Genomic DNA, 23,303 nt, shown 5'->3' on the forward strand with positions numbered 1-23,303 from the left:
ATCGCCGGGCCGTCTCGTCAAGAGGCCCGCCGCGGTTCGCGCGGCAGGCCGAGGACTGTTTCGGCCACGATATTGCGCTGGACCTCGGAGGTTCCCGCGTAGATGGTTCCGGAGCGGGCGTTGAGGTAGCTGCCGATCCAGGACGCCGTGGTGTTGCGGGCGCCGGGATCGTCGGTGCGGTAGCCACGCAGCGGTCGGCGGCCGACATCGACCTGGATACGCATTCCGGCGAGGTCGAAGGCGAGATCGGTGGCGCGTTTGTGGTACTCGCTCCAGTACAGCTTCGAGACCGACGACTCGGGTCCCGGCGCACTGCCGGAGAGATAGCCGGTCAGCACCCGGTAGCCGAGGCACCGCATGATCTCCACCTCGATGAACAGCTGTGCCAGTCGCTGCCGGACCACCGGGTCGTCGGCCACCCCGTTGTCCCGGGCGAGTGTCACGATCCGATCGAACTCGGACCGGAACAGAATCGGATTGGTGGCGGCTTCGTCACCGCGCTCGTAACCCAGCAGCGTCTGGGCAACCTTCCACCCGCTGTCGACGGGGCCGACAACGTTCTCCAGGGGAGTCCGGGCTCCGTCGAAGAACACCTCGTTGAACTCGCTGTCCCCGGTCGCCGAGCGAATCGGGCGGACCTCGACACCTGGTTGCTCCATCGGCACGAGCAGGAACGACAACCCGCGATGTTTGGGCGCCGAGGGGTTGGTGCGGGCCAGCACGAAGATCCAGTTCGCGCGATGCGCCTGCGACGTCCACACCTTCTGGCCGTCGATCGCCCATTCGCCGTCCCGCTCGGTGGCGCGGGTGCTCAGGCCGGCCAGGTCCGAACCCGCGCCGGGCTCGGAATAGCCCTGGCACCAGCGCAGCTCACCCGAGAGGATGCGCGGCAGGAAGTATTCCTTCTGCTCGTCGGTGCCCCAGAGCAGCAGCGTGTTGCCGACCATCTTGATGCCGAAGGTGTCGTTGTGACCGCCGGTCGGAACGCCCGCCTTGGCGAACTCCTCGGTCAGCACGACCTGGTGGAGTTTCGTGAGGCCCCGTCCGCCGTACGAGGTCGGCCAGGTGATGCCGAGCAATCCACGGCGGTGCAGGACCTGCCGCCAGTGTTCGACGAACTCGTTGGTCTCGTCGAGATGCGGAATGGCGCCGATACCGGCCCAGTCGGCGGGCAGCTCCTCGGCCAGAATCGCGCGGATCTCCAGCCGGAACTGTTCCGCCTCCGCACCGTATTCGATGTCCACTGAGATGCCGCCTCTCTCCTGTGAGTGTACTGCCGTATTCGCCAACAATATAGTATGAAGAGTTAACTCATTGAGTCTTCGATGGGTGCGGTAACGGGCCGTGGAGGTGTGATGGAAACAGTGGACGAACAGCAGGAACGACGCCGTCGGTGGTTCCGTGAGCATTGGGAGCGCAATGTCGCCTTCAATGCGTTCGCCGGGCTGGTGATCGACCAGTGGGACGACATGGCGGTAGCGATGCGCCTTCCTTATCGCAAGGAGTTGTCGGCGCACGACGGCATCTTTCACGGTGGGGTGGTCGCTGCGGTGATCGACACCTGCGCGTCGGGAGCGGTGATGGCCGGGCACGACTTCGTTAAAGGCAGCCGGCTCACGACGATCTCACTGTCAGTCCAGTACTTCAGTGTTGCCCCGGGCGAGGATCTGCGGGCCGTCGGAACCTGCCTGCGGCGCGGACGGTCGGTGCACTTCGCGGAGGCGCGGATTTACGGCTGGGAGTCGGGCAAGCTGGTCGCCTCGGGGCAGGTGGCGGTGAACATCGCGGGCGAACGGCCCGGCCTAGAGCCGATCACCGCGACCGACTCGAGTGCTGGCTCCAGATTCCGGTAGATCATTGTATTTCTAAATAGATTAATAGACTAACTATTTGCTAGGGTGAGCGCATGGCAATGTCAGTACCCGTCGCGGAGGGGTTGTTCACCTGGCCGTCCGACGAGCCGAACCTGATCGGATCGGAGCGGGAGGGCGTGATCTCCTTCCCCGCGCGCCCCGGTGAGTCGCAGCGGCTGCTCGGACGCCGCGGGACCCTGTGGAGTTTCACCACCCAGGAGTTCCGGCCGCCGTCGCCGCCGTACGACGGCAACGACACCACCGAGAACTTCGCGCCCTACGCCATCGGGTACGTGGAACTGCCGGGAGAGCTGCTCGTGCAGGGGCGCATCACCGAGTCCGACCCGGGGAAGTTGCGGATCGGACAGGAGATGGAACTGCGCATCGTGCCCTACACCGTCCTGGAAGACGGCACGGAGGTGCTGACTTTCGCATTCGCGCCGGTCGAAACAGAGAGCGAGAAGACGTCATGACAGAGGTCGCCGTCGTCGGTGTCGGACTCCATCCGTTCGGGCGCCACGGCACCAAGTTGGCGCTCGAGATGGGTACCGAAGCGGCCCGATCGGCGCTGGCCGATGCCGGAACCGACTGGTCCCGCGTGCGGACCGCGTTCGTGGGCAGCTACGAGGTGTCGAACCCCGACGCCATCGTCGGATGGCTTGGCCTGACCGGTATCCCGGTGCGGGGCGTCTTCAATGGCTGCGCGACCGGCGGCACGTCGTTACAGATGGCGGCCGAGGCGATCCGGCACGGCACAGCCGACGTCACCATGGCGATCGGGATGGACAAGCATCCGCGGGGGGCCTTCGCCGCCGACCCGTCGGTGGCCGGCCTGCCACAGTGGTACGGCCGTACCGGCATGTTTCTGACCACCCACTTCTTCGGTACCAAGATCAATAGGTACATGTACGACCACGGGATCTCACGGGAAGCGTTGGCCGCGATCACCGCGAAAAACCTCCGCAACGGGTCCATCAATCCGCAGGCATGGCGTCGCAAGCCGGTGCCGGTACAAGAAATCCTCGATTCCCAGGTGGTCAACTATCCGCTGACCCGGTACATGTATTGCAGCCCGGACGAGGGCGCCGCCGCCGTCGTACTGTGCCGCGCCGACATCGCGCACGAGTTCAGCTCGGCACCGATCTTCCTCCGTGCGTCGGAACTGCGCTCGCGCCGATCCGGCGCCTTCGAGGTGCAGAGCCCGTCGTTGCCGTTGCAGAAGGCACCGAGCCCGACCGTGGATGCCTCCCGGGCAGCGTACGAGTCGGCCGGTATCGGGCCCGCCGACGTCGATGTGGCGCAGTTGCAGGACACCGATGCCGGGTCGGAGCTGATCCACATGGCGGAGAACGGTTTCTGCGCCGACGGGGAACAGGAGAAGTGGATCGAGGAGGGGGCGACCGAGATCGGTGGCCGGCTCCCCGTCAACACCGACGGCGGACTGATCGCGAACGGCGAGCCGATCGGCGCGTCCGGGCTGCGCCAGGTCTACGAGATCGTGCTGCAGCTCCAGGGTCGCGCCGGCGACCGCCAAGTGCCTGGGAATCCCCGCGTCGGCTACACCCACCTTTACGGCGCTCCCGGTGCGTCCTCGGTTTCGATCTTCTCACGCTGATTCGGAGGACCAGCAGACAATGACAGTCGACAGCACGCCCGCCACCGGGACGGACACCGGGGCGGCGCAACGCGAAAAGTACGCGCGGTTCACCGCCTTCCGCGTCGAGTTCCCCGAGCCGGGGATCCTCCGCATCGTCCTCGACGCCCCGAAGCTCAACGCCGTCGATTCCGAGGCGCATTCCCAGCTGCCGGAGATCTGGCAGGTCATCGATCGGGATCCCGATGTCCGGGTCGTGGTCGTGCGCGGCGAGGGCAAGGCGTTCTCCGCGGGCGGCACCTTCGATTCGCTGCGGGAGATGGTGAGCGATCCGGTGGTCCGGACCAGGGTCATGCGGGAGGCTCGCGACCTGGTCTACAACGTGATCAACTGTTCCAAGCCGGTCGTCGCCGCGTTGCACGGCCCGGCCGTGGGTGCGGGCCTGGCGGTGGCCATGACCGCCGATGTCACCGTGGCGGCACGGACCGCGCGCATCGTCGACGGGCACACTCGCCTCGGTGTCGCCGCCGGTGACCACGCGGTACTCACCTGGCCGCTGATGTGCGGCATGGCGAAGGCCAAGTACTACCTGCTCACCTGCGATGTGCTCACCGGTGAGGAAGCGGAGCGGATCGGCCTGGTGTCGATGTGCGTGGACGACGACGAGGTGCAGAACCGCGCGATGGAAGTCGCGCGAAAGCTGGCCGCCGGCTCGTCCAGCGCGATCTCCTGGACCAAGCAGGCCCTGAACAACTGGTACCGGGCCGCCGGACCGTCCTTCGACGCGTCGCTCGCGCTCGAATTCTACGGTTTCGGCCTGGCCGACGTCCGCGAGGGCGTCGCTTCCCATCTCGAGAAGCGGAAGCCGGACTTCTCCGGCCCCGCGGTCTGAGGGGCGGAAGGCTCGAATGCAGTCGAACGGGAACTCCACCGTCGCCGCGCCGGTCGCGGTGCGTACCGAGGGACGGGTCAGGTATCTGACCATCGACCGGCCCTACGCGTTGAACGCCCTCAACCGGCACGTGTTGAAAGCTCTTGCGGCCGAACTCGACTCGGTCCGAGACGATCCGGAGATCGGAGCCGTCGTCATCGCGGGGGCCGGAGACCGCGCCTTTTGTGCCGGCGCAGATCTGTCCGAACTGGCAGGGCTCGATGTCGCCGGCGCGCACGCGGTGTTGCAGCGGGGACAGCGGGTCATGTCCGCGATCGAGGAACTGCCGGTTCCGGTGATCGCCGCGGTGGACGGGTACGCGCTCGGGGGCGGCTTCGAACTCGCGCTGTCGTGCCCGGTGCTCCTGGCGTCCGATCGCAGCAAGTTCGGGTTGCCCGAGGCGAAGCTGGGCATGGTGCCGGGATACGGTGGCACGCAACGTCTTCGTCGCGTGATCGGCCGGGCACCCGCGCTGGCGATGATGCTCACCGGCCGGCACATCGATGCCGATCGGGCGTGGCATCTCGGACTGCTCTCCGGCCCGCCCGAGCCGGCGGAGGATCTGACAGCCGTGGCCGGGCAACTCGCCAGCGAACTCGCCGAGCTGAGCCGCGCCAACCAGGCACTCATCCTCGAATCCGCTCGCTCGAGTGCCGAAGGTATCGAAGGCCTGCGCCACGAGGCGGCACTGGCCGCCATGGCGATCGGCTCGGTGGACGGACAGGAGGGCGCCGCGGCATTCCTGGCCAAGCGTCCGCCTCGATTCGGTCGGGAACGTGCCGCCCGGGAAGAGGAATGAGGTCCGGCGATGCGTGAGGTCGTCATCTGCGAGCCGGTGCGGACGCCGGTCGGAGGCTTCGGCGGAGCGTTGCGTGATCTCGCCGCGCACGAACTGGCGGCGACAGTGATCCGCGCGGTGCTGGACCGGACCGGTCTGGCACCGGATGCCGTCGGAGACGTACTGCTCGGGAACTGCTATCCGACCATGGACGCACCCGCGATCGGGCGCGTCGCCGCGCTGGATGCCGGGCTGCCGGTGACCGTCACCGGGCTGCAGATCGATCGTCGCTGTGGCTCAGGTCTGCAGGCGGTCCTGTACGCGGCGATGCAGGTGGCCGCGGGCGTCCACGACGTGGTCTTGGCCGGTGGTGCCGAGTCCATGAGCAATGCCCCGTTCTACTCGACGAACATGCGGTCGGGAGCGAAGGGCGGAGCGGGGGTGATGCTGCACGATGCCCTGGCACGGGGGCGGGTCACCGCGGGCGGCGTGCACCACTTGGTGTCGGGTGGCATGGTGGAGACCGCCGAGAACCTGCGCCGCGAGTATCGGATCCCCCGGGCCGAGCAGGACGAGTATGCGGTACGCAGCCACGAACGGGCCACCGCTGCCGCGGTCGGAGGGCATTTCGCCGACGAGATCGTTCCGGTGACGATCCGTGGTCGCAAGGGCGACACCGTGGTCGACCGGGACGAACACATCCGTCCCGACTCGACCGTGCAGAAGCTGTCCCGACTGCGGCCGGTACTGGCGGCGCAGGATGACGAGGCGACCGTGACGGCGGGCAATGCGTCGGGCCAGAACGACGGCGCCGCCGTCTGTGTCGTCACGCATCCGGAGCGAGCGGCGGACGTGGGCCTGCGGCCGCTGGTCCGCCTGGTGTCATGGGGGCTCGGAGGCGTCGCGCCGTCGAGGATGGGTATCGGTCCCGTCCCGGCGGTGGCTAAGGCGCTGGCCGTGGCCGACCTGAAACTCGAGGACATCGATCTCATCGAGCTGAACGAGGCGTTCGCCGCGCAGGTTCTCGCGTGCACCAGGGAGTGGGGATTCGCGCCGGGCGACTTCGATCGCTTCAACGTGAACGGGTCGGGCATCGCGCTCGGGCACCCGGTGGGAGCCACGGGTGCCCGAATCCTGGCCACGCTGGCACGGGAGATGGTGCGGCGGGATGCCCGATACGGGCTGGAGACGATGTGCATCGGCGGTGGGCAGGGGCTCGCGGCCCTGTTCGAGAGGGTCGCGTGAATCCTCCGGACCTGCGGATGAATCCGCAGGTCGTCGCCGATCCGGCGGAGGTGGGTATCGATCGGTGGAAGCTCGACGTCCTGCTCCGGCGGGTCGCGCTGGAGGTCGAGCATGGCCCCTTGCCGTCGGCGCAGGTCGCCATCGCCAGGCACGGCAGGCTGGTCGCGTCGACTGGTTGGGGCGAGCAGTTTCCGCGGTATCTGCTGCAGTCGGTCGGCCGCACCTTCGTCGGGAGTGCGATCTGGAAGCTGATGGGAGAAGGCCGGATCGACATCACCGCGCCGGTGGCGTCGGTGATCCCGGAGTTCGGCACCAATGGCAAGGACGTGGTGACAGTCGAACACGTGCTGACTCACACCGCGGGCTTCCCTTTCGCACCCCTGGGCTATCCCAAGATGAAGGACCGGGAACTGCGGCTGCAGGCCTTCGCCAAGTGGCGGCTCGACAATCCCCCCGGGGATCGGCTGCAGTTCCACCTGACGTCCGCGGCCTGGGTGATCGCCGAACTGGTGGAACGGATCACGGGCCGGACCCTGCCCGACTACCTCCGCTCGGAGATCACAGAGCCGCTCGGTCTCGGATTCGGTCTCGGTGTTCCGGCCGCCGAGCAGGCCGCCACCGTGGCGCCGATGGTCCGGATCGGCAGCACCGAGGGCGAGGTCGACCCGTGGGGTCCCTGGTTCCTGAACAACCCCGACGTCGTGGCGGCGGGTGAACCGGCGCATTCGGTAGCCGCCTCGGCCGCAGACGTGGCGCTGCACTACCAGGCGCTGCTGCACTCACCGCTGTGGGCGCCCGGTGTCGTGGCGGATGCCATCCGGCCGCGGGTGACGGAAGTGCCCGCCGGTGAACAAATATACGGCGGGTCGGCGAAGCGAGTCGGCGTCGGCCTGTTCGTCGTGGTGGCAGGCCCCGACGCGGGTATGTGGATGCCCTCGGTCGGTTCCCCGCGCACGTTCGGCCACGGCGGCGCCGCGTACCAGCTGGGCTTCTGTGATCCGGACAGCGGGGTGTCCTTCGCGTTGCTGAGCAACGGCTATCCGGCGTCCGGATACGACTACTCGCCGCGCGGTATCGCGGCGATCACCAACATCGGCAACTCGGCCGCGGATCTGGTCACCGACTGATCACCGAGCCGAGTCCACATCAGGAGGTTACCGAGGTGACTCTGCAGACCGAATCCGATCGGCTTCTCGTCGAGGTGTCGGAGGGAGTTGCGACCGTGACATTGAATCGTCCGGCGGCGATGAACGCCTTCGACGACGGGCTGCACGAGGAGTTTCCGCGACTCATGGGCCGGGTCGACGACGAACCGGAGATCCGGGCGATCGTGCTGACCGGCGCCGGAAAGGCGTTCAGCGCGGGCGGGGATCGCACCACGTTCGAGCGGGTCCGGGTCGACTTCCACGCCCGGCGCAAGTCGATGCGGCAGGCCCGACGGCTCGTCGACGCCATGCTGAACACCGAGGTCCCGGTCGTCGCGGCGGTCAACGGACCGGCGGTCGGCCTGGGGTGCACGCTGGCGAGCCTGTGTGATGTGATCTTCATCGCCGACCACACTTTTCTCGCCGATCCGCACATCGCCAACGCTCTCGTCGCCGGTGACGGCGGTGCTGTGACGTGGCCGTCCTACATCAGCCTGCTGCGGGCAAAGGAATACATCCTGACCGGGGACCGGATTCCCGCGGCCACCGCGGTCGAGATCGGCTTGGCGAACCACGCGGTGCCCGCCTCGGAACTGCTGGACCGGGCGCGCGCTCTCGCCGCCCGGATCGCGGCACAGCCGCCCCAGGCGGTACGGGATACCAAGAGCGTGCTGAACCAGCATCTCCGGCAGGCGGCCGTGACCACCCTCGGCATGGGTCTCGCCGCCGAGAGCCAGTCGCATGACACCGCAGAATACCGTGTACTGGCCGCGGAACTGATGGCCCGCTCCAAGGGTAAGTAGGCACCGATGCATCCCAGGGCCGTCGCCCACGACCCTGCCACGGTCGCTACCGTCGTGGAGCCGGAGGCGCCTACGGTGAGTTCGATGAGCGGGTCGAACGGGTGGCCAGGATGCTGCGGACGTGTGAGCTCGGTCCGGGTCGGCGCGTCGCCCGCGCATCCGGCTGGCCGGGTTCAAGGTTCCCCGCGAAGTCTTCTTCGCCGAGTGGCTGCCTCGCACAGCGACCGGAAAGCTCCGCAAACAAGAACTGCGGCAGCAGAGCGTGACCGAATTTGTTTGTGATGTGAGGCGGCGACGGTCACCCGCCGTCGAGGCAGAGGGCCGGCGATGCCATCCAATACAATAAGGTTGCTAGTTCACCTATTCAGCGAGGGCAGGGGCAAATGGCGGCACGGTCGAATAGCGCTCGGGCATCTGACGATCTGTGGAGCGGAAGCCTCGTCGGACAGCAGATGCGGCTGCCCAAGATGGCCGAGATGATCGCCGGGCATCTGCGCAAGCTGATCGTTCGCGGTGAACTCCACGAGGGGGAGGCCCTGCCCCCGGAGACCGACCTGATGGCGCAGTTCAACGTGTCGCGGCCCACGCTGCGCGAAGCTTTCCGCATTCTGGAGTCGGAATCGCTGATCACGGTGCGCCGGGGAGCGCACGGCGGGGCACGCGTCCAGCTTCCCGATCCGAAGGTCGCGGCGCGCTCCGCGGCTGTGATCCTGCAATTCCAGGGCACCACGCTGGAGGATCTGTACGAAGCCCGGATCGTCATCGAGCCGCCGTGTGCCGGCCTGCTGGCGAGGACCCGGTCCGATGAGGCGATCGAGCGCTTGCGGACCGCCCTGGTGGAGCACGACGCGGTTGCCGATGACCCGATGCGGTCGATCCAGGTGCACGTCGCGTTCCACTCTTTGCTGATCGAGTTGACCGGGAATCAAACGCTCCGGCTTCTGATGGGCACGTTGGAGAACATCATCGACATGGCGAACGCGTCGCAGGTCAAGTCGACCGCCGGATCGCCGAAGCATCAGCGCGCCAGCCGGAAGGGGCTGGCGGCGCATCACCGCGTGGTCGATCTGATCGAGGCCGGTGACGCTGAAGCGGCGGAACAGCTGTGGCGCAAACATCTCACCGAGGCCCGGGACTACCTGGTACGCCCGGACATCGAGACCGTTCTCGACCTGATGGGGTGATGCGGTCCAGGGCAGGCGCAGCTGTCCGCGTCGGCAACGGTCAGAGCGCCTCCTGGAAGTCCGCACCGCGAATGAGCCGCACCGGTGTGAACGTGAGAACTTCCTCGTCGCGTTGGTTCCGGACGCTGACGGATGTCGTCACCACGCCGCGGCCCGGCTTGCTGGAGGCGCGGGATTCGGTGGTCCGCACGATGGCATGCAGGGTGTCGCCCACGTAGACCGGCCGTTTCACCGTCAGCTCCATCTGCATGAACGCCAGCCCGGTCCCGTTGAGCACGTTCGTCTGGAGGATAAGGCCCTCCGCGACGCAGTAGATCATCGCGCCGGGGATCAGCCGACCCTCGTAACCGCCCGCGCGCGCGTGGGAGGCGTCGTAGAAAAGTGGCTCGTTGAAGCCACCCCAGGTGATGAACTGGATGAGGTCGGCCTCGGTCACCGTGCGTTTCGCGGTCCGGAATGCGGCGCCAGGGGTCATCTGCTCCCAGGTAAGGCCGCGGATCAGCGGTTCCACATCGGAACTCTCGAGAATCTCGGTCACTCGTTGTCACCTTCCGTTTTCGGTAATGTGTCGGGAGCACGGCTCCCGCGGTGGTTTCAGATGTGCCTGCCGCCCGTGACTTCGATCACGGTGCCGGTGATGTAGCTGGACAGACCTGAGGCCAGAAACAGCGCCGCGGAAGCCACTTCGGCGGGCTCACCGGCCCGCCGCATGGGAATCTCGGCCATCTTGGAGTCCCAGGCATCCTTGGGCATCGCCTCGGTCATGGCAGTGCGAATGAGGCCGGGCTGGATCGCGTTCACGCGAATTCCCCGCGCCGCTCCCTCCTTGGCGGCGGCCTTGGTCAAACCGACGATGCCAGCCTTCGCGGCGCTGTAGTTGGTTTGGCCGAAGTTGCCAACCTTCCCGGAAATCGATGACATGTTGACGATCGCCCCAGCTCCCTGGCCGCGCATGACCGCCATCGCCGCACGGGTGCCCAGCCAGGCGCCGTAGAGATGAACATCTACGACGGTGCGGAACTCATCCGGTGTCATCTTCCCGATCGTCTTGTCGCGGGTGATGCCAGCGTTGTTCACCATTATGTCGAGCGCACCGAACTTCTCGACAGCGGTTCCGATCAGGGCGTCGACGTCCCCCGCGTCGGTGACGTCGCAGCGCACCGCCGCACCGTCGAGAGCCGCTGCTTCGCGGCGCGCCGACTCGATGTTCAGGTCGGCAAGCACCACCCGGGCTCCCTGTTCGGTGAACAGCCTGGCGATGGCCAGGCCGAGGCCCTGTGCGGCGCCGGTGACGACGGCGACCTTTCCCTTCAGTAGCTCCATAACCCTTCCGATGTGTCGGTCGCGCGGTGGCAGCCGCTCTCCTCGGCGGCTGGGCTCGGCGCACGCCTTGCCCAAGCCAGACCATAAAGATAGATTATCAAACTACTTAATGCCATCGGTCGACGTCGAGCGGCGTCGGCTCGGGGAGCCGGACGAAGGGGCGAGATGACCGAACCGATGTCGCCGGCGTCTGCCGGGCGTCGGCTGCGGCGTGATTGCCGGCGAGCGCAGATCATCGCCGCGGCGGAGGAAGCCTTCGCCCTGGACGGCTACCACGCCACGTCGATGGAGAACATCGCGGCCCGGGCCCGGGTCTCGAAGCCGGCTCTCTACCAGCACTTTCCGGGAAAGCTGGAGTTGTACCCGGAGGTGCTGGGCAGGCAGCTCGACGCACTGGTCTCGGCTGTCCGCGGCGCGCTGTGCTCCACGAGTGACAACCGGACGCGGGTGCGGGCGGCGGTGGAGGCGTACTTCGACTTCGTCGAGCACGGATCGTGGGGGTATCGCCTGGTATTCGAATCCCACGCGCACTCCGAGCCGCGAGTTCGGCGGGATGTCGACCGAGCCACCAAGGAATGTATCGACGCGGTGTGCGACCTGGTGGCTGGGGATGCTCGCCGGGCCCGGCTACTCGCTGGCGGTGTGGTCGGTGCCACCCGGGTGAACGCCCAGTATTGGTCGACGGCGCGAGGCCATGTTCCCAAGGCCGCGGCCATCGAGATGACGCTGGCGCTGTGCTGGGGCGGAATCTCGTCCCTGCCTGCCACGGCAACTACGTGAAGAAGGTGGAGCGGGTGGAACGACAGGCGCTCGGCGGCGTTCGTATTCTGGACCTCGGTCGTATACTCGCGGCTCCACTCGCGACCCAGATGTTGGGTGATCTCGGTGCCGACATCGTGAAGGTGGAAAGGCCGGTAGTCGGGGACGACGCGCGCCACTACGGCCCGCCCTTTCTCGGAGACGACCGGGACGGCGGGATGTCCGCCTTCTACGCGAGTTGCAATCGAAACAAGCGGTCGATCACGCTGGACTACACGACGGATCGCGGCAAGGAGATCCTGCTGGGTCTGCTGGAACGATCCGACGTCCTGGTGGAGAATTTTCGGCCGGGCGTGCTTGCGAAGTACGGGCTGGCCTACGAAGACCTCCGGGAGCGATTCCCGGAACTGGTGTACTGCTCGGTGACCGGGTTCGGGCAGACCGGGCCGTACCGGCACCGGCCCGGATACGACGGCATCTTCCAAGCCGTGAGCGGCATGATGAGCGTGTCGGGACTGCCGGACGGTGTGCCCGGCGCGGGACCCATGAAGTCGGGCCTTTCCCTGGTCGACATCCTCACCGGTCTCTACACGGCCACATCGGTCCTGGCGGCATTGCGGCACCGGGACGTCACGGGCGCGGGGCAGCACCTGGATGTCTCGCTGCTCGACTGCGGGGTGGCGGCGATCTCGCACTACGCGGAGAGTTTCCTGGTGTCTGGCGACGTGCCTCCGCGTCGCGGCAACGGCGGCTTCGGGGGGATCCCGTCTCAGGCCTTCGGCTGCGCCGACGGCAAGCTGATCTTCATCGTGGCGACCACGAATCCCCAGTTCGCACGGGCGTGTACGGCGATGGGGCACCCGGAATTGTTCGCGAACGAACGTTTCGGCAGCATCGCCGCCCGGATCGAGAACCGCGAAGAGCTCCTGCCGATCCTGGAGAAGATCTTTGCGCAGCGCCCCGCCGATCACTGGATCACCGTTCTGGATGCCGCGGACGTTCCGGTGGGTCCGGTGAACGACATCCGGGCGGCGTTGGACGATCCGCAAGTGCGTCATCGGGAACTGCGGATAGCGATGTGGCACGAAGTGCTCGGGGAGATTCCGGGACTGGGTTTCCCGGTTCGGATGTCGGGTACCGCCGACCCGGCGTACAGCGCTCCGCCCACTCTGGGTGAACACACCGCCGAGGTGCTCGGCGATCTGCTCGGGCTCGAGGCGGCCGCCGTCATCGATCTACGCAGCGACGGCGTCGTCTGACCTGGGCGCGGCGGCCCTCCTCGAGGTCCACGTGGTCGAATACGTGGTTCCACGGATGTGATGTGGCGCACTTGTCGGCACGATGGGTCCGTGTGGTGCCGGGGCGTCGGAAACGATCCGCCGGCTACTTGTCAACCTTCGTCGACGCAGGTGAGAGGAACCGAGACAGATGGGTGACACGATGACGCCGGTGGGGGCAACGGGACATCGCGACGAGCATTTCGGCAGCGTGGCGCGCTCCGTCTCGACGAGGCGGATCGAGTCGCTGCTGGAGCAGTCGGTAACCGGGCGCCTCGTGGTGTCGCTCACGGACCTGGCTTCCGCCGCGCAGTCCTCGACCGCGAGTGCTGCGCGAATGGCCGTGCTCGGCCTGAACCCGGTGGATCATCGGGTCTCGGTCGATGTAAGAACGGTAGACGAGCGCACAGCCTTCGAAATCGTGTGGGCGCCCGCCACCGCCATCGTCGACATGATGATCGACTGGGATCTGTCCGAGATCGAACTCGCGCTCGACGAGTTGTGTGGGTGGCTGGAAGTCGAACCCGCGGTGGCGTACCGAGCCCTTGAACGCCTGGCCGTCATGCGCGGCGTCGACGTCATCGTGGAGCGGGGCGACAAGGTTGTCGCGCAGGTGTCGCTCGACTTGTCGGCCTGTCCGCTCACCGCGGTCGGCTGTCCGGCCGCGTGAAGCCGGGGCCGGACAGCGAACGGCTGTCCGGCCACGACTGCAGCGGGTGAACTACGGGTCCGGGCGGAGCCGGGGAGTTGTCCACCACGGATGGCCGGCAGGCATGGCGACGGTGGGTCGTGACGTGAATCGACGCGGGCGATTCTCGCGGAACCGCTGGCGCTGGATAAGGTGCGGGCCGGGGATCTCTGCCGAAGCTGCGCCGAATGGTCCGGCCGCGGCTGCGCGTGCATACACTGGTGCTGTTCTCGACTAATCGTTGACTTCGGCACGTTGTGTCTCGAAAGTCCTGGTCGAGCGCCGAAGAATCGTTCGGCGGCGCGGCGTGGTTACCGGACTGCTCCCGTGCCGAGAGCTTCGAGGAGGAGGCTCGTATGGGATCCGCGAGTCCACGTGCCCCCGGCAATCTTCCGGCCGAGCTGGTCGGCTTCGTCGGGAGGCATTCGGAATTGCTGGATCTCGAGCAGATGCTGACGTCGTCCCGCCTGGTCACCCTGGTCGGTCCGGGTGGGGTGGGCAAGACTCGGCTCGCTCTGCACATTGCCCGAGCTTCGCAGCGTCAGTTCCCCGATGGCGTCTGGTTCGTCGACATATCGCCGCTGCGTGATCCCGAACTCCTGGCTCCGACCGTCGCCGCGGCTCTGCAGCTGCAGGATATGTCGACACGGTGGGCTCCCTCGGTGCTGGCGGACCAACTGGCGAGCAAAAACGTGCTGTTGATCCTGGACAACTGCGAATACCTGAACAACGCGTGCGCGGTGCTGGTGGACGCGCTCCTGCGAAGATGCCCCGGGCTCCAGGTGCTGGCCACAAGCCGGCAGCCGTTGGAGGTGGCGGGTGAACAATTGTTCGTCGTGCGGCCTCTTCTCGTCCCGCCATCCGACACCGAGCTACCGCTCACCGAGCTCGAGCGATGCGACGCCGTCGCGCTCTTCATCAACCGTGCCAAGGCCGCGGATCCAGGGTTCGCCGTGACCGAGAAGAATGCCCGATCGGTCATCGATTTGTGTCGGCGCCTCGACGGGCTTGCGCTCGCGATCGAGCTGGCCGCGGCCCGGATCCGGCACATGTCGGTGGAGCAGATCAACGAGCGCCTCGACGCACACCACGAAATTCTGCAGTCCGGCAGCAGTTCGTTGGCACCCAGGCAGCGCAGCCTGCGATCGCTCATCAGATGGAGCTACGACTTGTGCACCCCCGCGGAGCAGACGCTGTGGGTGCGGCTCACGGTGTTCATGGGCAGCTTCAGCGCCGGAGCGGCCGAAGTGGTCTGCTCCGACGACAAGCTGCGCCGCGACGAGATAATGGACATCCTGACGGGGCTGGTTGACAAGTCCATCGTCTCGATCGAACGCAGTAGCGGTGCGACCCGCTATCGCATGCTGGAGACCATCCGGGCCTTCGGGCAGAATCGCCTGACCTCGGCCGGACAGGTCCGGGAGCTGCGCGTGCGCCATCGGGACTTCTACCGGGACCACGTCGTCCGCTCGTACCTGACCTGGTTCGGCCCCGGTCAGGTTGATCTCTTGAACTGGATCACGCACGAGCGGGAGAACATGCGCGCCGCCCTGGATTTCTCGCTCGGTGATCCCGCCGAAGTGGCGGCCGGCGCCGTCCTCGGTACGGCTCTGGGCGGTATCGCAGTCCTCACCGGTCTCGTGCGCGAGGGGCGACGGTGGATACATCGCGCTCTGGACAGTCTGCAGGAGATATCCGCCGAACGCGCCCGACTGCTGTGGATCGGAGGGCAGCTGGCACTGGAGGAGTCCGCGATCGATGAGGCGGAGACGATGCTGACCGACTCCCGGGCCATTGCCGAGCAGGTGGGTGACACCCAGGCCGCCGCTATCGCCGCGGCCCTGACCGGCGCCGTGTACGTGCGACGCGACGAGTTGCCCCGCGCCATGGACATATTGGGGACCGCGCTCGCGGAAGTGTCCGCCAAGGACGTGATGGCGCGGGCGCAACTCCTCGAGCAGCAGGCGGTGGCGTGCTATCGGCTCGGCGACGTCGATAAGGGGATCGCATTGTGCCGTGAAGCGATCGCGATCAGCGAGGCCCACGGTGAGCGGTGGCACCGGTCCGAAGCGCTGTGGGAGCTGTCCCTCATGTACTGGGAGCAGGGCGAATTCGAACAGTCCGATGCGGCGGCGCGCTCGTCTCTGCGACTCCATCGCTTGTTCGGTAGCCGGGTGGGCACCGCCGAGTGCTTCGAAACCCTGAGTTGGATCGCGAGTCGCCGAGGCGAACACGAGCGTGCCGCCCGGTTGCTGGGCGCCGCCGACGCCATCTGGCAAGCGACCGACATCACTCGCGCACCGCAACTGGTCCGGCACAGCGAGCGGATGAGGGAGGCGACGCGTGCGGCACTCGGGGAGCGGAGGTTCGCGGAGACGCGCCGTCGCGGCATGCGGACGTCGATCGCAGACAGCATCGTCTTCGCGCTGGAGGAGAAGGCGGAGGTGCCCGAATCGACGGTGCGGGCCATGGCGCAGCTGACCGAGCGGGAACGCGAGGTCGCGGAGTTGATCGCCGCCGGCCACAGCAACAAGGAAATCGCCGCCGCGCTCGTGATCTCGCACCGGACGGTGGAAGGACACGTGGAGCACATCCTCGCGAAACTGGGCTTCTCCACCCGTGTACAGATCGCCTCCTGGCTCACCGCGCTGAGGGCTGATTCGGCACACCGGTGAGACCGGGCCGAACGGCGCCCGTTCAGGTGGAATGCTCCGCGGCCGGCGCCGGACGGTAGACGGCCGCCAGAGCCGGGGCGGGTCGGGCGCCCACCGACAACAGCTCCGACAACGCGTAACCGAAGCCGATGCCAGGCTGGTGCATCACCTCGCGGCGGCAATCTGCCGGATCAGCTCGCCGCGCAGCGTGTCCTCCTCGGCCGCACCCATGCTCCCGGGTGCGCTCCCCACGCGCCGCGCGAACGGGCTGCCGCGCCCCCGAGGAGCGGACCTTGGAACGCAGCCAGTAGATTTTTCCCTGGTTCGACGATGGGGACTCTCGAGCTCACCATTCGACTGGAGCGAAAATCGCTCCCTAAAGCCTGGGAACGTGAAGCGATCGCCATGGCGGCAGCAGTTCCGTTAGTCCGCTATAGAGCGCGACTCAGCGGACGGAGGTGGGCTTCACGGAATTGCCGTCGCGCGCAGAGCAGGTTGGCGAGGTTGTTCATCGCGCCGGCGTGCCCTTGCGACGCCGCTCGGCGCCACAAGCTCTCTGCCTGGGCAAGATCGCCATCGTCGGCGAATCGCCGGCCACTGCCGAACAGTGTTTCGGTGTCACTGTCGGGGCTTACGAGCGGGTCGATCATCGGCACGATCGTGGCGTCATCACCGGATGCCGGTTGGAAGTCGGGTGGGGTGAAAAGGCGCAGTTCACCGGCGATGTTGACATTTCGTCGATGAGGGCGGGGGTGGCCACGGCGGGCCAGGATGTCATCGACCCGTAGGTCGAGCTGGTCAAGAGTGAGGCTGGTGCTTGTGGCGGCGAAGCAGCAGTCCAAGATCAGGATGCGGGCGCGGGCGCGGCTGGTGGCGAGTTCTTCGCGCAGTCTGTCGTTGTCCTACCGTCTAACCCGCCGGTTCTGACCCCGCTGGCAGCGAAAGCGTTGATGCCTCTGATACGCAACGTGGCCCGCGCCCGGGAAGTCGATCAGCAACCCGACGAGCGGTGGGCAGCATGACCATCCCGCCAGAAGATGCGCCCGGTTCGCTGCGGTGTCGCGGGCTCCTTTGAGAGTTCTTGCCGTCGAAAGCGATGATCCGCCTGCCATCGGAGGTGCTGGTGCGCAGCAACATCCAGGCACCGATCACCTCCTCGAGCCCGTCGGCCGCCAGCCATCCCAACCGTCGCCTGATCGTCGATTCTGACGGCACCGTACCTGTGACTCCCAGCCTGGCCAGCACCGAGATCGGTGCGTCGTCAGCCCATTCGGAGGTCGCGGTAGACGACCGCGCCCCGGTCAGCGTCGCCGACAACTCGATCGCCAGTATCACCGCCCGGTGCACGGTGAGTCCCGCGGCCGCCGAGGAGCCGAGCGTTGCCAACCCTCGCAGGGGCGAGGATGACAAACTCGTCTACAGCAAGTTGATGGCGCTCTTCTTCTCGTTGCCAACCCTCGCAAGGGCGATGAGTACCGCGCGGGGGATCGATTGCGTGATCGATGCCCGCGTTGACGGCAGCGCCCGCGACGGCGATGGCTGGTGGGGCAAGGGTGTGCGATCCGCGCTGGTGCTTGCCTGCGCGGAATCGGCGGTGCCCGCTGCTGTCGCGGTGGAGTTGATGCACAACGCAAGCTTGATCCACGACGATCTGATCGTGTGAACATCTGCCGTGGCAGATCCACACGCAATTGCTCACCGCCGCGGCGGTCACAATGTCGCAGCTCACCGCGACGTTGGGCGCAATGGCTGAGCCAGGCCGGCGCACACCCCCGTGTTGTCCGCACGCCGGATACTGCGGTTGCTCACCACCGTCGGCCCGGGCCCGTGGTGACAATCATCCGCGCCCGCCGCGCGCTATGGCCGCCAGGTCAGCAACCGCACCAGGAACCAGTGGTGAACGGATCGCCTTCGGACACGCCGACGATTGCTGTCTACCGCGCAGCAGCGTGATTCCCGGATAGCGCTGGCATTCAGCCGGTTTCGGACTTTACATCAGCTGCTGAGCAGGCATGTGGCCGAAGATCGTCATAGCGAACTGCTCTATCGCTTACCGTTGGCGACGGCCGTCTCGTCCGGCCTGCGGATGGGTCGCGACGTGGAGGAGGGGCATGGTGGGCGTCCGAATCGATGTCTTGCGCAAGATGCTCGACGAGTTCACCGACCAGGGGGTTGAGGTTCCGGTCGAGATGCTCGGTTTCGGTGATGGGCTGCGGGTCCTCTTCCCAGACGGGATTCTGCATGTCATGCCGGGCGAGACGCCCGGTGTTTGTGCGGCAACCGGCTCAGCCCGGATATCATCGGCCGAGGCCGTCGCGTCGGTGAACTTGACCATCGACCCGGATGGCGCTGCGGCAAGGGTCGATGTGGAGTTGCCTGCGCCGGGCGTCGCCGCGGAGTTGCTAGCTCGATGTGTTGGCGTCGAGGTGCCGGTATTGCCATGTGCGGCGCTCGGGCAGCTGAGTGTCATTCTCGATGACGCCGCCGGTGCCACGCTCACCGCGACCGGGGCTGGTGGCACGGTCACCCTGCGGGCCAACTCCGAGCGGGTGTTCGCGGCCGAGGCCGACGGCTGGCGGGTCGTGTGTATCGACACCGCGCTGTCATTGGATCGTCTGGCGGATCCAAAGTTCGGTGTCGGTGGGGTCGGTCGGCGCGAGCTTCCGGATCCGTTCAGCGCGGAATTGCCTGCCGGTATGTGGTTGCAGTTGCCGAAGCATCCGTTACTGTCGCACCGCGCACTGATCGCGCTGGATCCGCCGCGCACCGACGTTCCACTGGATCCTTCCCGGGGCGACGGCCTCGGCAGGCCGCTGCCTGTTCCTGGCCGGGCCCGGCAAGCTTGGCGCGGGCGGGGTGGGCGATATTTGGCGCGTGCGGTGGCGACCCCGGACGGGTTCGCGGTGTTGGCGGGCAGTCGCGCCGCGGTCGAGCGAGGCAACGGCCGATGGGGTTTGGATATCAGTGAGGACGGCGCGGTCGCCAGCGTCGAGTACGACTTCGATCCGATACGCGTTTCCGGTGCGCTCGGACTTCTACCCGCCGAGGCTCCGTACCAGGCGATCATCGGCGGCGTGCTGATGTTCTCCTTCGGTGGTGGGTCCAAGGGGTTGTACGGCACCGGCATGGGCGCTTATGTGGTGCCTGAATCCGCGGCCGAGCCCTCGTTTTTCGGCTATGCCGGAATCGGTGCCGATCCCGGTATCGGCATCCCGTTGCTGCGGTTGACCGGCGTATCGGCCGGGCTCGGTTGGAACAGCCGGATGCGGCTTCCCGAGATATCCGAACTCGGCGATTTTCCGTTCCTGAAGGCCCTGGACGATCCGGGCGGGATCGGCGCGGTGAACGAGGATCCGGTGCAGATCCTGAAGTCGCTCACCGTCGGTGAGGATGCCTGGGTGACCCCGCGCGACGACGAGTTGTGGGTGGCGGTGGGGCTCGGGTTCACTATCGCCGAGCTGATCAAGGGCCGGGCGATGGCTGTGGTGCAGACCGGTCAGGATTTGGCGATCGCCCTGCTCGGCACCGCCAAGGCCGATCTGCCTAAAGAAGGCAGCCGCAAATACGCCCGGATCGGCGCCGATCTGCGTGCGGTGCTCAAGCCCGGCCAGGGTGAATTGGCGTTCGATGCGCAACTGACCGATGACTCCTTCGTCTTGGATCCAAACTGCCGGCTGCGTGGTGGTGTGGCGTTGCGTGCGTGGTTCGGCAACAGCCCGCACGCGGGTGACTTCGTCTACACGGTGGGCGGGTATCACCCCAATTACAGGGCACCGGACCGGTATCCGGTGGTGCCGAGGCTGGGATTCGACTGGGATCTGACCGGCAACGTGACGATTTCCGGTAGCGCTTATTTGGCGATCACCCCGGCGGCCGCGATGGCCGGAGGTGCGCTGGCGGTGCGGTTCCACTCCGGTGTGGTGCGTGCGTGGTGCACGGCCGAGGTGAATGCACTGGTCAAGTGGAAGCCGTTCTACGTCGATGTGGGGCTGAAGGTCTCCATCGGGGTATCGGCGTCGGTGAAGATCGTCTTCGTCCGGATCACCATCACGGTCGAAGTCGGTGTCGGACTGAATATTTGGGGGCCGCCCACCGGCGGTGAGGCCCAGGTGAAGTTGTGGTTCATCTCCTTCACCATCGGCTTCGGCAGCGCTCGCGCGTCGACGGACAAGGTGCTCGACTGGCCCGGTTTCGCCGCGATGCTGCCGCCGGCGACCAACAATGTCCGTGCCTTGCCCGGATCGGGGTTGCTTGTCGAGAAGCATCCCGGCACCCAGCGTGGGGAGGACTACTGGGAGGTGTCGGCCAACGGATTCACCTTCAGCACCGACACCACCGTCCCGGTCTCGAAGCTCTACCTCGGCGACGCCACCGCCGCTGCCGAAGCTGGTGCAGCGCTGGACATTCGCCCGATGGGCCGGCGAGGCCTGACCAGCAACCAGCGGGTGTCGCTCACCCGCGACGACGAACCGCTGGATCTCGGTAGGTGGACGCGCAGCCGACGAACCGCCAACGTGGCGAGCGAATTGTGGGGCACCGGCAGCACCGGCAGCCTGCCCAGCGGCGAGGGGCACCTGGTGAAGGATCAGCTGCTAGGCGTGCAGCTGACCTCGCCCGCCGCGAGGTACGGCAACTCCACCGGCTACATGGGCGAGGACGCCCTGGAGTTCGATCCAGTCCGTCCGGATGGCGCGCAGCCACTGGATCCGGACGCGGGCCAGGTCGGGGCGCCCCCACAGCGTCCGGAGGGCGGTGGTGTCATCGCCACCATCGGCACCACTATCGCCGAGCAGGAGGCCCGCGGGCGGCTGGCCGGGCAGCTCGAGGCGCTGGGGCTGCGCCTGGGTGCACTCGATGACGATCTGTCCGCCTATGCCCTGCACTGCGAGACCGCCTTCACCGCCGAGCCGATGCTGGTTTCCGCCCACTGACACGAGGGGACCTCGCTATGCCCACCGTCAGCCACCGCACCCGATTCCTGGATCATTACCTTCCCTCCCTGTACGCGGCCCGCTACCGGCTCACCGTGGAGCAGGACATCGCTACCCTCGCCACCGGCGACGCCCTGCCCGAACGCAACCAGAACTTCGCCGTCCGCGGACAACGATTCTCCATAGGCGCCAGTGAGATTCACGCCTGCTATCCGGTTCCCGGCGCGGTCGGCAAATATAGTCAGATCCTGCCGCACATCACCCTCGACACCGCCGGGCTGCCGTGGGCTCGGCTGCCGAAAGAGATGCCGGAGGGCACGCCGTTGGTGGCGCTGCTGCTGTTCCGGGAGGGCGAATTGCCCGATGATCCGCAGGCGGTCGGTGCCGTCACTGTCTCCACCGTCCGCCAACTGCTCGACGGCGAAGCCGGAGCAGGCCAACCCCCAGACATCGAGGACGACAGCCTGCTCGACGGCGAGGCCGAGTCGGCATGCCGCAGTATCCAACTGCCCGCGAACGTCTTCGCCATGATCATGCCCACCATCACCGAGCTGGCGTTGCTCGCGCATATCCGGGAGGGCGGGCCACCGGACGCCGACCATGTGCGTCGCACCGACCCCGAACCTGACCTCGACGAGCTCAACGCCGTCGTCGTCGCCAACCGTTTCCCATCCGCCGAAGGCGGGCGGCACGTCGTGCACCTGGTGTCGCTGGAAGGCTTCGAGCGCTATCTGGGCGACACCGCGCCGCCGAGCGAGGGGCTGCGGCTGGTGTCGCTGCATACGTGGGCCTTCGAGACGCAACACGACAGCGGGATCGGCTTCGGTGATCTGGTGGCGCACTTGGCCGCCGAGCCTGGCCTGCTGTTGCGGGTTCTGTTGCCACCGGGCGATGCCGACGGGGACGCACGGCAACGGCTCGAGGGCGGTGCCACCGTGCTTCCGCAGCGGCTGGAGACCGGCGAACGCAGTTTCGGGTTCTATCGGGGCCCGCTCACCGCGGCGCCGGCGCGGTCGTTGCCCCCGCCCGCCGCGCCGCGGCTGGAATCTGGTGGTGAAGCGTTGATCTATCTCGAGCAGTGGGGCGTCTTCGACACCGGCTACGCCTCGGCGTTCAGTCTCGGTCGCACCCTCGCGATGGCCGACGCGCCGTTCCGCAACCAGTTGCTGCAGTTCCGCAAGGCCGCCCGACGCGCCGCCCGCAGGTTGGTCGCGCACCCGGAATTCGTTACCGGACGCAGCGCCACCGACGCGGGCCGCGCGCTCGGTGACAACCAGGCCCGCAACGCCTTCGACCGTATGCTGGGCGACCGGCTGGTGGGTGCGCTCACCCGCAGCGGCGCGCAACTCGCCACGGCGCCGCGCCGAACCGCGGCCCGCAACGGCGGAGGGGCGGTGCTGTCGGCGGCGGGCTTGCGGGCGACGTTGGCCGACTCCCGGTCCCGCGACGTGCTGCGGGCGGCCACCGCCGAGCAACTGGACCCGGTCGCGGAGTGGCTGAATCGACTCGCCACGCTGGACATGCTGCCGTTCGATCATGTGGTGCCAGACCCGCGGATGCTGCCGCCGGAGAGCATCCGGTTCGGCTACCTCGACCCTGGCTGGGTTCGGGCGGCGGTGGACGGCGCGCTGAGTGTCGGCGTCGGCCACACACTGGATGCCGACCTGAACACGCTGGCCGCCGACGTGGCAACCCCGCCAGGGTGCGCTGTGCTGATTCGCTCGGTCCTGATCCCACATTGGCCACGCACCGTCTTCACCGCCTTCCGGGGCGAGGAGACCGTGGAACCGAGTCGTCGGGCGATGTTCGGCAGTGATGTGCTGATGCTGCTGTATCCGCGCGTCATCGACCGATTCGCTGTGGCCGAGCCGCCGCAGGGGTTGCACTTCGGTGTCGGCGACATCGGCACGATCGAGTTGCGCCAGCTGACCGGTCAGATCGGATGTCCCATGGGTGAATTCCCCGACCCGGCGGGCTTCGCCCGTTTCCTGCGGGCGGGGGATGTGCTGGATATCGAGACGAATCTGCTGCCTGAGCTCGCCGCCGAACACAATGTGGCGACGCTGTCGCCGGCCCAGTTCGCGCTGCAGATGATCAAAGCCCCACAGCTGCAGACTTTTTCCCGGCCCTGACCGAAT

At 67.1% G+C, this 23,303-nt stretch carries 21 protein-coding genes; 17 read left to right on the top strand and 4 right to left on the bottom strand.

All coding sequences use genetic code 11. The features are described from left to right. Positions 1-17: 17 nt before the first annotated feature. A complete protein-coding gene (locus tag OH799_RS06595) occupies positions 18-1,244 on the bottom strand; it encodes an acyl-CoA dehydrogenase family protein (RefSeq protein WP_406276741.1) in 1,227 nt (408 codons plus the stop codon). Between the two features lie 111 nt (positions 1,245-1,355). On the opposite strand from OH799_RS06595, the gene OH799_RS06600 reads away from it, so the two are divergent. The 9 genes from OH799_RS06600 (at position 1,356) to OH799_RS06640 (ending at position 9,533) form a co-directional block, all read left to right on the top strand. After that, positions 1,356-1,853, top strand: coding sequence for a PaaI family thioesterase (locus OH799_RS06600; protein ID WP_406276743.1), 498 nt, complete (start codon positions 1,356-1,358; stop codon positions 1,851-1,853). A 53-nt stretch (positions 1,854-1,906) separates the two neighbouring features. Beyond that, on the top strand, positions 1,907-2,326 hold the full coding sequence (locus OH799_RS06605; RefSeq protein ID WP_406276745.1) for a Zn-ribbon domain-containing OB-fold protein: 420 nt from the start codon (positions 1,907-1,909) through the stop codon (positions 2,324-2,326). Then, the gene (locus OH799_RS06610; protein ID WP_406276747.1) at positions 2,323-3,468 is read left to right on the top strand and encodes a thiolase family protein; all 1,146 of its coding nucleotides are present in this window, start codon (positions 2,323-2,325) and stop codon (positions 3,466-3,468) included. Before OH799_RS06605 ends, OH799_RS06610 begins: the two co-directional genes overlap by 4 nt. Before the next feature lie 19 nt (positions 3,469-3,487). After that, entirely contained in the window at positions 3,488-4,339 is an 852-nt protein-coding gene (locus OH799_RS06615; protein ID WP_406276749.1) for an enoyl-CoA hydratase/isomerase family protein, read from the top strand. A 16-nt stretch (positions 4,340-4,355) separates the two neighbouring features. Beyond that, complete coding sequence (locus OH799_RS06620) at positions 4,356-5,177, top strand: enoyl-CoA hydratase/isomerase family protein (protein ID WP_406276751.1); 822 nt, start codon at positions 4,356-4,358, stop codon at positions 5,175-5,177. Between the two features lie 9 nt (positions 5,178-5,186). Beyond that, the gene (locus tag OH799_RS06625; protein WP_406276753.1) at positions 5,187-6,401 is read left to right on the top strand and encodes an acetyl-CoA C-acetyltransferase; all 1,215 of its coding nucleotides are present in this window, start codon (positions 5,187-5,189) and stop codon (positions 6,399-6,401) included. Beyond that, positions 6,398-7,528: a serine hydrolase domain-containing protein gene (locus OH799_RS06630; RefSeq protein ID WP_406276755.1), complete on the top strand. Its 1,131-nt coding sequence runs from the start codon at positions 6,398-6,400 to the stop codon at positions 7,526-7,528. The genes OH799_RS06625 and OH799_RS06630 overlap by 4 nt, the downstream gene beginning before the upstream one ends. Before the next feature lie 35 nt (positions 7,529-7,563). Further along, the gene (locus tag OH799_RS06635; RefSeq protein ID WP_406276757.1) at positions 7,564-8,349 is read left to right on the top strand and encodes an enoyl-CoA hydratase/isomerase family protein; all 786 of its coding nucleotides are present in this window, start codon (positions 7,564-7,566) and stop codon (positions 8,347-8,349) included. 452 nt (positions 8,350-8,801) lie between these two features. Then, positions 8,802-9,533: a FadR/GntR family transcriptional regulator gene (locus OH799_RS06640; protein ID WP_406276759.1), complete on the top strand. Its 732-nt coding sequence runs from the start codon at positions 8,802-8,804 to the stop codon at positions 9,531-9,533. Between the two features lie 40 nt (positions 9,534-9,573). Here OH799_RS06640 and OH799_RS06645 read toward each other — a convergent pair whose 3' ends face one another. Further along, complete coding sequence (locus OH799_RS06645; protein WP_406276761.1) at positions 9,574-10,071, bottom strand: MaoC family dehydratase; 498 nt, start codon at positions 10,069-10,071, stop codon at positions 9,574-9,576. 56 nt (positions 10,072-10,127) lie between these two features. Further along, the gene (fabG, locus tag OH799_RS06650; protein ID WP_406276763.1) at positions 10,128-10,856 is read right to left on the bottom strand and encodes a 3-oxoacyl-ACP reductase FabG; all 729 of its coding nucleotides are present in this window, start codon (positions 10,854-10,856) and stop codon (positions 10,128-10,130) included. Between the two features lie 165 nt (positions 10,857-11,021). Here fabG and OH799_RS06655 point away from each other — a divergent pair, with 165 nt between their 5' ends. The 5 genes from OH799_RS06655 (at position 11,022) to OH799_RS06675 (ending at position 17,022) form a co-directional block, all read left to right on the top strand. Continuing rightward, on the top strand, positions 11,022-11,636 hold the full coding sequence (locus tag OH799_RS06655) for a TetR/AcrR family transcriptional regulator (RefSeq protein ID WP_406276765.1): 615 nt from the start codon (positions 11,022-11,024) through the stop codon (positions 11,634-11,636). Continuing rightward, the gene (locus OH799_RS06660) at positions 11,591-12,874 is read left to right on the top strand and encodes a CaiB/BaiF CoA transferase family protein (RefSeq protein ID WP_406276767.1); all 1,284 of its coding nucleotides are present in this window, start codon (positions 11,591-11,593) and stop codon (positions 12,872-12,874) included. Before OH799_RS06655 ends, OH799_RS06660 begins: the two co-directional genes overlap by 46 nt. A gap of 169 nt (positions 12,875-13,043) precedes the next feature. Then, on the top strand, positions 13,044-13,562 hold the full coding sequence (locus tag OH799_RS06665; RefSeq protein ID WP_406276769.1) for a hypothetical protein: 519 nt from the start codon (positions 13,044-13,046) through the stop codon (positions 13,560-13,562). 374 nt (positions 13,563-13,936) lie between these two features. After that, a complete protein-coding gene (locus OH799_RS06670) occupies positions 13,937-16,255 on the top strand; it encodes an ATP-binding protein (RefSeq protein ID WP_406276771.1) in 2,319 nt (772 codons plus the stop codon). A gap of 437 nt (positions 16,256-16,692) precedes the next feature. After that, a complete protein-coding gene (locus OH799_RS06675) occupies positions 16,693-17,022 on the top strand; it encodes a hypothetical protein (RefSeq protein WP_406276773.1) in 330 nt (109 codons plus the stop codon). Positions 17,023-17,143: 121 nt separating this feature from the next. On the opposite strand, the gene OH799_RS06680 is transcribed toward OH799_RS06675, so the two are convergent. After that, positions 17,144-17,581 (bottom strand): transposase family protein, encoded by a 438-nt coding sequence (locus OH799_RS06680; protein WP_406281876.1) that lies wholly within the window; start codon positions 17,579-17,581, stop codon positions 17,144-17,146. Between the two features lie 82 nt (positions 17,582-17,663). Here OH799_RS06680 and OH799_RS06685 point away from each other — a divergent pair, with 82 nt between their 5' ends. From OH799_RS06685 to OH799_RS06695, 3 genes are all read left to right on the top strand, one after another. After that, positions 17,664-17,897, top strand: a complete 234-nt coding sequence (locus tag OH799_RS06685) for a hypothetical protein (protein ID WP_406276775.1) — start codon at positions 17,664-17,666, stop codon at positions 17,895-17,897. A 448-nt stretch (positions 17,898-18,345) separates the two neighbouring features. Next, positions 18,346-21,165 (top strand): DUF6603 domain-containing protein, encoded by a 2,820-nt coding sequence (locus tag OH799_RS06690; RefSeq protein WP_406276776.1) that lies wholly within the window; start codon positions 18,346-18,348, stop codon positions 21,163-21,165. Positions 21,166-21,182: 17 nt separating this feature from the next. Beyond that, the gene (locus OH799_RS06695) at positions 21,183-23,297 is read left to right on the top strand and encodes a hypothetical protein (protein WP_406276778.1); all 2,115 of its coding nucleotides are present in this window, start codon (positions 21,183-21,185) and stop codon (positions 23,295-23,297) included. The last annotated feature ends 6 nt before the right edge of the window (positions 23,298-23,303 follow it).

This window comes from Nocardia sp. NBC_00881 (genome assembly GCF_045207455.1).
GTDB lineage: Bacteria > Actinomycetota > Actinomycetes > Mycobacteriales > Mycobacteriaceae > Nocardia.

Excerpts from the sequence above, each read along its gene's own strand:
- OH799_RS06600 (WP_406276743.1), top strand. The coding sequence starts at position 1,356 with ATGGAAACAGTGGACGAACAGCAGGAACGACGCCGTCGGTGGTTCCGT.
- OH799_RS06605 (WP_406276745.1), top strand. The coding sequence starts at position 1,907 with ATGGCAATGTCAGTACCCGTCGCGGAGGGGTTGTTCACCTGGCCGTCC.
- OH799_RS06610 (WP_406276747.1), top strand. The coding sequence starts at position 2,323 with ATGACAGAGGTCGCCGTCGTCGGTGTCGGACTCCATCCGTTCGGGCGC.
- OH799_RS06615 (WP_406276749.1), top strand. The coding sequence starts at position 3,488 with ATGACAGTCGACAGCACGCCCGCCACCGGGACGGACACCGGGGCGGCG.
- OH799_RS06620 (WP_406276751.1), top strand. The coding sequence starts at position 4,356 with ATGCAGTCGAACGGGAACTCCACCGTCGCCGCGCCGGTCGCGGTGCGT.
- OH799_RS06625 (WP_406276753.1), top strand. The coding sequence starts at position 5,187 with ATGCGTGAGGTCGTCATCTGCGAGCCGGTGCGGACGCCGGTCGGAGGC.
- OH799_RS06640 (WP_406276759.1), top strand. The coding sequence starts at position 8,802 with ATGCGGCTGCCCAAGATGGCCGAGATGATCGCCGGGCATCTGCGCAAG.
- fabG (WP_406276763.1), bottom strand. The coding sequence starts at position 10,856 with ATGGAGCTACTGAAGGGAAAGGTCGCCGTCGTCACCGGCGCCGCACAG.
- OH799_RS06655 (WP_406276765.1), top strand. The coding sequence starts at position 11,022 with ATGACCGAACCGATGTCGCCGGCGTCTGCCGGGCGTCGGCTGCGGCGT.
- OH799_RS06665 (WP_406276769.1), top strand. The coding sequence starts at position 13,044 with ATGGGTGACACGATGACGCCGGTGGGGGCAACGGGACATCGCGACGAG.
- OH799_RS06670 (WP_406276771.1), top strand. The coding sequence starts at position 13,937 with ATGGGATCCGCGAGTCCACGTGCCCCCGGCAATCTTCCGGCCGAGCTG.
- OH799_RS06685 (WP_406276775.1), top strand. The coding sequence starts at position 17,664 with ATGGCGCTCTTCTTCTCGTTGCCAACCCTCGCAAGGGCGATGAGTACC.
- OH799_RS06690 (WP_406276776.1), top strand. The coding sequence starts at position 18,346 with ATGGTGGGCGTCCGAATCGATGTCTTGCGCAAGATGCTCGACGAGTTC.
- OH799_RS06695 (WP_406276778.1), top strand. The coding sequence starts at position 21,183 with ATGCCCACCGTCAGCCACCGCACCCGATTCCTGGATCATTACCTTCCC.